We start from the raw sequence: 8,431 nt of genomic DNA, 5'->3' as shown, positions 1-8,431 counted from the left end.
CCACAGCAGAAGGGAAGGTGCGAGGACTACCGGTCGAGGTGGGCGGGGGCGGGGCGCCCCAGCAGGTCCGCGGTCAGCCCGCGGGTGCGCGGATCGGCGAGCAGGCCCGCCCGGACGCAGTCGACGACGTGCACGTCGAGGGAGCCGGCCCGGATCCAGTCGTCGCTCACCGGGTGGTCCGCCGACCGGATGTGCGTGACGGGCCCCGCGTGGGGTGACGCGGACCCGGCCCGGAACGAGGCCACGAGGAAGGCGATCCAGTCGAGGTAGAAGCCGGACACCCGCGTCGCGGCCGCCACCGCCTCCTCCTCGTCGAGGCCGTCCGCCCGGAAGACCTCGGCCCCCAGCCGGACCACCTGCTCGGCCAGCAGTTCCATGGCCCGCTCGGGGCGGTCCCGCAGCCCGGCGTCCGCCAGCGCCTCGGTGAGTTCGCCGTCGAGCTGTTTGACGGCCCCACCGGTGAGCTGCCGCACAACGGTCCCGACCGTCGCGCGGATCTCGTCCCCGGCGCCCGGTTCCCCGTCGAAGAACACCACCGGGACCGGCCCGTCCCGGCCGCCCAGCAGCGCCGCCAGATCGCGCGCCAGCGGGGCCGCCATGCAGTACCCGAGGACCGCGCGGACCGGCGCTCCGGAGCAGCGCCCGGCCAGGTGCGCCACGTACCGCGAGGGGTCCACCGACCGGCTGAACGGCTCGCTGATCGCGTACAGCACGTCCCAGCCCCGCTCCTCCAGACGCAGGTCGGAGAGGTGGGCCTCGGCGCGGCGGCCCGGGAAGTCCAGCACCACCAGGGTGTCAGCCATGGTCGATCGCCTCCTGGAGCAGCCGGGCGAGCGTCGGTGCCAGCTCGGGTGCGGTCATGACGCCGTAGTGGTCGCCCGGCAGCGCGAGGGTGCGCACCGGCCGCGTGGTCAGGGCGCCCCAGCCGTGGTCGTCCCGGTCGCGGGGTTCGTCGGCGGCCCGGATCAGGCAGACCCGGCCCGGGTACCCGCCGGTGACGGTGAACCGGCGGATGGCGTGCAGATTGATCTCGAACCGGTCGAGCAGCCGCTCCACCAGTCCCGCGTCGGCGAGGGGTTCGAGCAGTCCGTGGTCCCGGGCGCGCTGCCAGAGCTCCTCCCGGGTGGTGGGGGCGGGGCCGAGGCCGGTGCCGACGGCCGCTCCCCAGTCCTCGGCGAACCAGGAGACCAGATCGGCCTCCGTGGGCGGCTCGTCCTCCGGATCGGGGACATGGCTGTCGATCATCAGCACCGGGAGCGCCCTGCCGGTGCGGGCTTCGAGGCGCCGGGCCATTTCGAACGCCACCACACCGCCCATCGACCAGCCGCCGATGGCCAGGGGCGGCTGCGCCGCGGTCTCCAGGGCGGCCAGGTACGCCTCCGCCATCTCCTCGACCGTGTCCAGGCCCACGGCCTCCAGCGCGTAGACCGGACGTCCCAGCGCCCTGGCGAGACCGGCGTAGCAGCCCACGCCGCCGCCGACCGGGTGGACCAGGAAGAACGCCGGTCCGCTGCCCTCGGCCAGCGGCAGCAGCTCGGCCTTGGCCGGGGCGGTCAGCTCGCGGTCGATCGCCCGGCCGAGCCGGTACAGGGTGCGGGTCTCGAAGAGCACCGAGGTGGGCAGGTCCACGCCGTACTGGAGGCGGACCCGGTTGAGCAGCCGGATACCGAGGAAGGAGTGGCCGCCCAGGTCGAAGAAGTCGTCGTCGCGGTGGACCCGCGGGACGTCCAGGAGCTGCTGCCAGAGTTCGGCGAGGTACTGCTCGGTGGGGGTGACCGGCTCCACGGCGGCGACGGGCGCCGGGGCGTCGGGCACGGCAGTCGCCGTGGCGCCCGCCGCGGCCTCGGCCGGGGCGGCCGACGGGTGGTCGCCCAGCGCCCGGTCCGGGTCGTCGAGCGCGGCGGCCAGCAGGCCGAGGAACTCGTCGGCGAGCCGGCGCACCGTGGCGTCGTCGAACAGCTCGGTGGCGTATTCGACGCTGAGAACCATGCCGTCCTCGTCCTGCCACGTGGTGACGAGCCAGTCGAACTTGGCGCTGTCGGTCCGCTCGTCGACCTCCGTCACCCGCAGGTCCGGGGGCGTGTCCCGCTCGGTGATGTCGCCCTGGTGCACGTAGAGCATCTGGAACAGCGGTGACCAGCTGGGCGACCGGGGCGGGTTGACGGTCTCCACCACCCGGTCGAACGGCAGCTCCAGATGGTCGAAGAGGTCGAGCACATGGTCCCGGGTCCGGCTCAGGTGGGTGCGGAACGAGGGGTCGTCCGAGAGGTCGGCGCGGGTGGCGGCGGTGTTGACGAAGCAGCCGATGACCTCCCGCAGTTCGGGCCTGACCCGGCCGGACAGCGGCGAGCCGATGACCACGTCGTCCTGGCGGGAGACCCGGGACACGAACGCCTGCAACGCCGCCAGCACGACCATGTAGAAGCTGGCGCCCTCCGCCTCCGCCAGCGCGTCGACGCCGCGCCGCAGCGCCTCGGGCATCCGCAGCCGCACCTCGCGTCCGGCGTTGCTGGGGCGGGCCGGGCGGGGCCGGTCGGCGGGCAGGGTGGTCAGGACCGGGCAGCCGCTGAGCGTGTCGGCCCACCACCGGGCCTGCCGGTCGAGGACGCCGCCGGCCAGCCGGCCCTGCTGCCAGACCGCGTAGTCGGCGTACTGGACGGCGGGTTCGTCGAGTCGCTCCCCGCGGTACGCCCGCCACAGTTCGCGCCAGAAGACCGGTGCCGATCCGCCGTCGTAGACCGCGTGGTGGAAGCAGAGGAAGAAGAGGTGGTCGTCGGGGGCCCGCCGCTCGATCCGGGCGCGCACGAGCGGGCCCGTGCTCAGGTCGAACGGTGTCTCGGCCTTCCCGTCCCAGGTCTCGTCGAACAGCTCGGTCTCGTCGAGCGGCCGGACGCGCTGGAGCACGCCGCTCTCGTCCTCGCCCTCGACGAGGACCGAGCGCAGCACCCGGTGCCGCTCCACGACCTGGGTCAACGCCCTTTTCATGGCGGGGACGTCGAGCTCCCCGCGGATGCGGACGGTCGATCCGATGTTGTACGTGCCGGGCCGTCCGGTCCGCTCCAGGAACCACATCGCACGCTGCTGCTCGGAGACCGTGGCCTCGACGATCGACGCGTCATGCGTGATCCCGGCCGTGCGGCCGCCCGGGAGGCGCGCCGTCCGCGCGCTCATTCCGCCGCCCGGCCGCGAAGGCCCAGCGGCCGCATGTCCGTCCACACCTGTTCGATGTGGGCGAGACATTCCTCCTCGGGGCGGGCAGAACCTTCTGCGCGCCAGCCGTCCGGTACCGCGGTGCCGACCGGCCAGATCGAATACTGCTCCGCGTCGTTGACGACCACCTGATAAAGGACTGCACGCGAATCGCCCGGCACACGAATCCCTTCCCCGCAAATCAAAAAAATATGCTAACGACACGTCGAAGCACTTCATTTTCGGGGATGGTTCAAAAGGCGCTCGCCCGTGCGACCGCCGTCTTACGTCCCCCGGAAACGATGTGCGGCACCGGAACCGTTCGGCGCACGCGAATGACCCGCAAACGGGCCCTGGGCAGCCGTGAGTCAAGAATTATGAGCACCCGTCACCGGGCTGATCGTCCATCTCCCCCATTGCCGATATCGAGCAGAGTCCGGGCGATCAGAGCATCGCTCAACGGCATCTGACATCTAATTGACGACCACCCGAACCTAAGGCGCTGCCTCCAGCTCCGTCAAGGCACCCAGAGAGCTTTCGAGGGAATCGCCCGTTGTCAACCAGAAGCGGATTAGGTGTTTCTGCGGAGCCGTCAGGAATATTCGCTACCGACCGGAATCGATCGGACACCGATCGTGATCTTGGTCGCCGTGGCCCCGCACCCGCCGGGTGCGGCGTCTCGCGCCGACGGGCCGCAGCCGGGAGACTGGGCCGTGTCTTCGAACCACCGTCTGCCGCGCGAGGCAGCGGCGACCGTCGTATCCGAAGGGGGAGATCCATGCGGGACAGCCATCGGGCCGAGGCCGAAGGGCTGTTGGTGCGCGCCGTCGAGGAGGAGGTGCGGCGCTCGGGCGGGCGGGCCGACGCCGCCGCGCTGACGGCGCGCGGGCGGGCCGCGCTGGATTCGCTGGCGGTCGCCGCGGACGAGGAGTACGCCGCCTACCTCCGGGCACTGGACGCGTCGGAGGCCGGGGCGCAGCCGCTGTCGCAGCGCTTCAGCCGGACGGCGCTGGGAACTCCCCTGCTGGTCACGGGGGTTGCCGCGGTCGCCGCCTTCGGCGCGGACATCGCCTTCGGTACGGCGACGGGGCCGGCCCTGGGCGCGGGCGCCGTCGTGGCGGTCGCGGGGGCCACCGCCACCGTCGCCCGGGTCACCGCCTCGCACTGGCCCGCCGCCCACCGCAGGGCCGGTGCGCTCGGACAGCCCGGCGGCGCCGAACAGCTGCGGTTGCAGTGGCTGGCGGCGCTGGAGGTACGGGGCATCCGCCCGTTCATCGACCAACAGCGGATGCTCACCGCCTCCTCCCGCACCACGGCGAAGAAGGTCCCGCAGCAGTCGCGGACCGCTGCGCCGCTGCGCCGCGCGGACCGCAGCGCGGCCGCCCGCACGCGCGCGCTGCTGGAGCAGTCGTTCGGCCATCTGCCTGTGTCCGACGGGCCGTTCGCGGGGCGGCGCGCCGAACTGGAGCAGATCGCGCGGTGGGTGCGCGAGGCCCGCGCGTCGACGGAGACCAAGCCGACCGTCGTCGTCCTGCACGGCACGCCCGGTTCGGGGCGCACCACGCTGGCGGTGCGGGCCGCGCGCGATCTGAAGGACCTGTTCCGCGGCGCCTGCGTGGTGGATCTGCGCGGCGATGTGCCCGGCGAGGCGCCGCTGCCGACCCGGGACGCGCTGCTGCACCTGCTGAACCGGCTGGGCGCGCCCCGTGAGCAGCTCCTGTTCCGGGACGGGGCGTCCTCCGGCGGCGCGGACCCGGCGGCCCGGGGCCGGACCTCGGCGGAAGCGCAGGTACGGCGGCTGAGCGAGCTGTACCACCAGCATCTGACCGGCACCCCCGTGACGGTCGTCCTCGACGACGCCGGTGACGCGGAGCAGGTCCGCACCCTGATCCCGGAGCGCTCCGACAGCCTGGTCCTGGTCACCGCCCGCGAGCCCCTGGAGCTGCCGGCCGACCTCCCGGCGCGGGTCCACCGGCTGCCGGTCGGCGCGCTCGACGCGGCGGGCGCGGAGGAGCTGCTGCGCGAGGCGGCCGGGACCCCGGAGGAGGGGCCGTACGACTCCCGGGCGACCGACACCGTCGCCGAACTCTGCGGCGGCCTGCCGCTCGCACTGCGCGTGGCGGGCTCCTCGCTCGGCGCGCGCACCCGCGACGACCTGGCCACCGGTCTCGCCGGGTACGAGCGGGTCGGGCCGGTGGAGCGGGCGCTGTGGCTGCGCTACACCGACCAGTCCGAGCAGGCGCGGCGGCTGCTGCGCCGGCTCGCGCTGGCCGGGCGGGCGAGCCTGGGCGCCGCCGCGGCCGCCGCGCTGCTCGCCGCCGACGAGCAGGAGGCCGGGCGGCTGCTGGAGGAGCTGGCCGGGGCCGGGCTGCTGACCCATGTCCGGGGCTCGCGCTACCGGCTGCACGATCTCGTACGGGGCTTCGCCCTGGACCGGCTGCGGGACGAGGAGGAGGCGGCCGACCGCACCGCGGCGCAGGAGCGGCTGATCCGGAACTACGCGGACCTGGCCGGTGCGGTGATCCGCATGGTGGACGGCAAGATGTCCACCCGGGCCGGGCAGTTCGGCTCGCACGGCTTCGGCTCGCTGGACTCGGCCCTGAGCTGGCTGGACGAGGAGTCGAGCTTCATCACATCGGCGCTGCGGCACGCCGAGGGCGTCGACCAGGGCGCCGTGCTGGACCTGCTGGGCGCGCTCTGCGACTACTGCCTGCTGCGCGGCGACCTCTACCGGCTGGGCGAGATCAGCGAGTTGACCCAGGCGGTGGACAAGGGCCTGCTGGAGCGGTCCGTACAGTGGCGCACCGGCATCGCGGCCCGTCAGCTCGGCGAGCTGGACAAGGCCCGGACCACCCTGTCGTCGGTCGTCGGTCTCTACCGCGAGGCGCAGAACGGGGCGGGTACGGCGCTGGCACTCTGCTCGCTCGGCATCACCCTGCACCACCAGGGCAATCTGACCGAGGCGTCGGCCCGGCTGCGGGAGGCGATCGAGCTCCAGTCCTCCGAGGAACAGGCCGAGGACCGGGCCTGGTCGATGCACGCGCTGGCGGCCGTCGAGCGCGACCGGGCCCGGATCGCGGAGGCGCTGACCCTGCTGGACACCGCGCTGGTCCTGCACCGGGAGGGCGAGTCGCTGCACGGCGAGGCGTGGACCCGGTTCCAGCTCGGCCAGACCCTGCTGCGGATGGGCGAGGTGGCGCGGGCCGAGGACGAGCTGCGCAGGGCCCTGGAGCTGTACGGCAGCACCCGGGACGAGCGGGGCGAGGCGTGGGCGCTGACCCAGCTGGCCCGCGCCCGGCTCCTGGACGGCGACCCGGCCCCGGCGGTGGAGCAGCTGAACGGGGCGCTGGCCCGCCACCGCGACAACGAGGACGCGCGCGGCGAGGCTTGGACGCTGTTCTACCTGGGCCAGGCCCTGGAGGAGGACGGCGACACCGACCAGGCGGTCCGGCAGCTGGAGCGGGCCCGCACGATGTTCTCCCGGATGCGGGACGTGTACGGGCTGGCGTGCGCCCGCCACCACTCGGGGCGGGTCACCCGCGACCAGCGGGCCGCCCGGACCGGGAATCTGCGCAACTCCGGCTTCGCCCGCCAGCTCCTGGCGGACGCCCGCGCCGACTTCCGGCGCATCGGGGTCGCCCACGGCGAGGCGTGGACCTGCCTGGAGCTGGCGCTGGTCGACGCGGGCAACAGCCGCGCCCCGCAGGCGCTGGAGCTGTGCGGCGAGGCGGTGCAGCTGTTCGATTCGTATGGTGACGCGCGGGGCGCGGACTGGGCCCGTTTCCTGCGCTGCACGCTGCTGCCCTACGCGTCACCGGGCGGCAGCGAGGTGGGCACGGTGGTGGCCCAGCAGGAGCTGGCCGAACTGCTGCGGGCCGGTCACCCGGCGCGCGACGGCAAGCTGGAGGACTGCGCGGAGGCGTTCACCGTGGTGCTGAACCGCGGCGTGGACCTGGAGGACGGCTGGCAGGCATGGCGGCTGGGCATGACGCCGACGCGCCACGCCCGGGAGGTCATGGGCGTGCCGGTGCCGGCCGCGCACGGCCCGTCCGGCGAGTGAGTACGGCAGCGGGCGCCCCGGGAAACCCCGGGCCGCCCGCGCCGCCCGTCCTACTTCTGCTTCGCGGCGCCCGCCCCGGCGGTGGCGGGCTCCGCCACCGCGTCCGGGTCCGGGGCCTCCTCGAAGTCGACCCTGCCCATGTGCCGGTTCATGGACTTCATCAGCAGCCACACGCCTGCGGCGAGCGCCGCGAAGACGATGAAGCCGAGAACGCCGGGGGTCACCTTGTTCTTGTCGAGCTCATCGGCAAGCGGAACGAGGTCGGTCAGTGCCTGGGTCGCGTACATATCAGGCATTGTCGCGGATGCCCGCGAAGAGGTCGCTCTCGGGGAGGGAGGTATCGACGAGAGACTTCGCCAGCTCGTACTCCTCGGTCGGCCAGACCTCCCGCTGGATGTCCATCGGCACCCGGAACCAGCCGCCGTCCGGATCGATCTGCGTGGCGTGCGCGATCAGCGCCTTGTCGCGGATCTCGAAGAAGTCCGCACACGGAACGTGCGTGGTCAGCGTGCGTTCGTCCCGCTCGAACTCCTTCCAGCGCTGGAGCCACTCGCCGTACGGCGACTCCAGGCCGCGGGCCAGCAGCGCCTCGTGCAGCGCCACCGTGCGGGGCCGGTTGAAGCCCTGGTTGTAGTAGAGCTTCTGCGGCTGCCAGGCCGGGCCGAACTCCTGCTCGGGGAACTTCCCGGTGTCCGCCGCGCCGTCGAAGGCGATCATCGTGATCTTGTGGGTCATGATGTGGTCGGGGTGCGGGTACCCGCCGTTCTCGTCGTAGGTCGTGATGACCTGGGGCCGGAACGCGCGGATGCTGCGGACGAGACGGCCCGCCGCCTTCTCCTCGTCCTCCAGGGCGAAGCAGCCCTCGGGCAGCGGCGGCAGCGGGTCGCCCTCGGGCAGACCCGAGTCGACGAAGCCGAGCCACTCCTGGTCGACGCCCAGGATCTCCCGGGCCTCGTCCATCTCCTTCTTGCGCACCTCGTGGATGTTCTCCTCGATGTACGCGTCACCCTGGAGCTTCGGATTGAGGATGGAGCCGCGCTCTCCTCCCGTGCAGGTCACCACCAGCACGTCCACCCCCTCGGACACGTACTTCGCCATGGTGGCCGCGCCCTTGCTCGACTCGTCGTCGGGGTGGGCGTGCACGGCCATCAGTCGCAGCTGCTCGGTCAAGACTCGATCCTC

The 8,431-nt window shown here is 73.2% G+C and carries 6 protein-coding genes; 1 reads left to right on the top strand and 5 read right to left on the bottom strand.

What is annotated here, in order from left to right; translation table 11 throughout:
- Positions 1-26 precede the first annotated feature (26 nt).
- Genes ACFVFH_RS07010 through ACFVFH_RS07000 form a run of 3 tightly spaced genes read right to left on the bottom strand, consistent with a single transcriptional unit; the run spans position 27 to position 3,395 of the window.
- On the bottom strand, positions 27-803 hold the full coding sequence (locus ACFVFH_RS07010; protein WP_383764476.1) for a hypothetical protein: 777 nt from the start codon (positions 801-803) through the stop codon (positions 27-29).
- A complete protein-coding gene (locus ACFVFH_RS07005; protein WP_383764473.1) occupies positions 796-3,171 on the bottom strand; it encodes a condensation domain-containing protein in 2,376 nt (791 codons plus the stop codon). Before ACFVFH_RS07005 ends, ACFVFH_RS07010 begins: the two co-directional genes overlap by 8 nt.
- Positions 3,168-3,395, bottom strand: a complete 228-nt coding sequence (locus ACFVFH_RS07000; RefSeq protein WP_383764471.1) for an MbtH family protein — start codon at positions 3,393-3,395, stop codon at positions 3,168-3,170. The genes ACFVFH_RS07005 and ACFVFH_RS07000 overlap by 4 nt, the downstream gene beginning before the upstream one ends.
- Before the next feature lie 572 nt (positions 3,396-3,967).
- On the opposite strand from ACFVFH_RS07000, the gene ACFVFH_RS06995 reads away from it, so the two are divergent.
- Positions 3,968-7,249, top strand: a complete 3,282-nt coding sequence (locus ACFVFH_RS06995; protein ID WP_383764469.1) for a tetratricopeptide repeat protein — start codon at positions 3,968-3,970, stop codon at positions 7,247-7,249.
- A 50-nt stretch (positions 7,250-7,299) separates the two neighbouring features.
- Here ACFVFH_RS06995 and ACFVFH_RS06990 read toward each other — a convergent pair whose 3' ends face one another.
- Positions 7,300-7,536 carry a hypothetical protein gene (locus ACFVFH_RS06990; protein WP_383764466.1) on the bottom strand — a complete coding sequence of 79 codons (237 nt, stop codon included), beginning with the start codon at positions 7,534-7,536 and terminating at the stop codon, positions 7,300-7,302.
- A 1-nt stretch (position 7,537) separates the two neighbouring features.
- A complete protein-coding gene (mca, locus tag ACFVFH_RS06985) occupies positions 7,538-8,419 on the bottom strand; it encodes a mycothiol conjugate amidase Mca (protein ID WP_383764464.1) in 882 nt (293 codons plus the stop codon).
- Between the last annotated feature and the right edge of the window lie 12 nt (positions 8,420-8,431).

It is taken from the genome of Streptomyces sp. NPDC057697, from assembly GCF_042799335.1.
In the GTDB taxonomy this organism is placed as follows: Bacteria; Actinomycetota; Actinomycetes; order Streptomycetales; family Streptomycetaceae; genus Streptomyces.
The sequence above is the reverse complement of the archived record's forward strand: the minus strand, read 5'-3'. Positions and strand labels throughout refer to the sequence as shown.

What these genes read in the sequence shown, in the direction of transcription:
- ACFVFH_RS07005 (WP_383764473.1), bottom strand. Translation starts at nt 3,171, where the DNA reads ATGAGCGCGCGGACGGCGCGCCTCCCGGGCGGCCGCACGGCCGGGATC.
- ACFVFH_RS06995 (WP_383764469.1), top strand. Translation starts at nt 3,968, where the DNA reads ATGCGGGACAGCCATCGGGCCGAGGCCGAAGGGCTGTTGGTGCGCGCC.
- ACFVFH_RS06990 (WP_383764466.1), bottom strand. Translation starts at nt 7,536, where the DNA reads ATGTACGCGACCCAGGCACTGACCGACCTCGTTCCGCTTGCCGATGAG.
- ACFVFH_RS07010 (WP_383764476.1), bottom strand. Translation starts at nt 803, where the DNA reads ATGGCTGACACCCTGGTGGTGCTGGACTTCCCGGGCCGCCGCGCCGAG.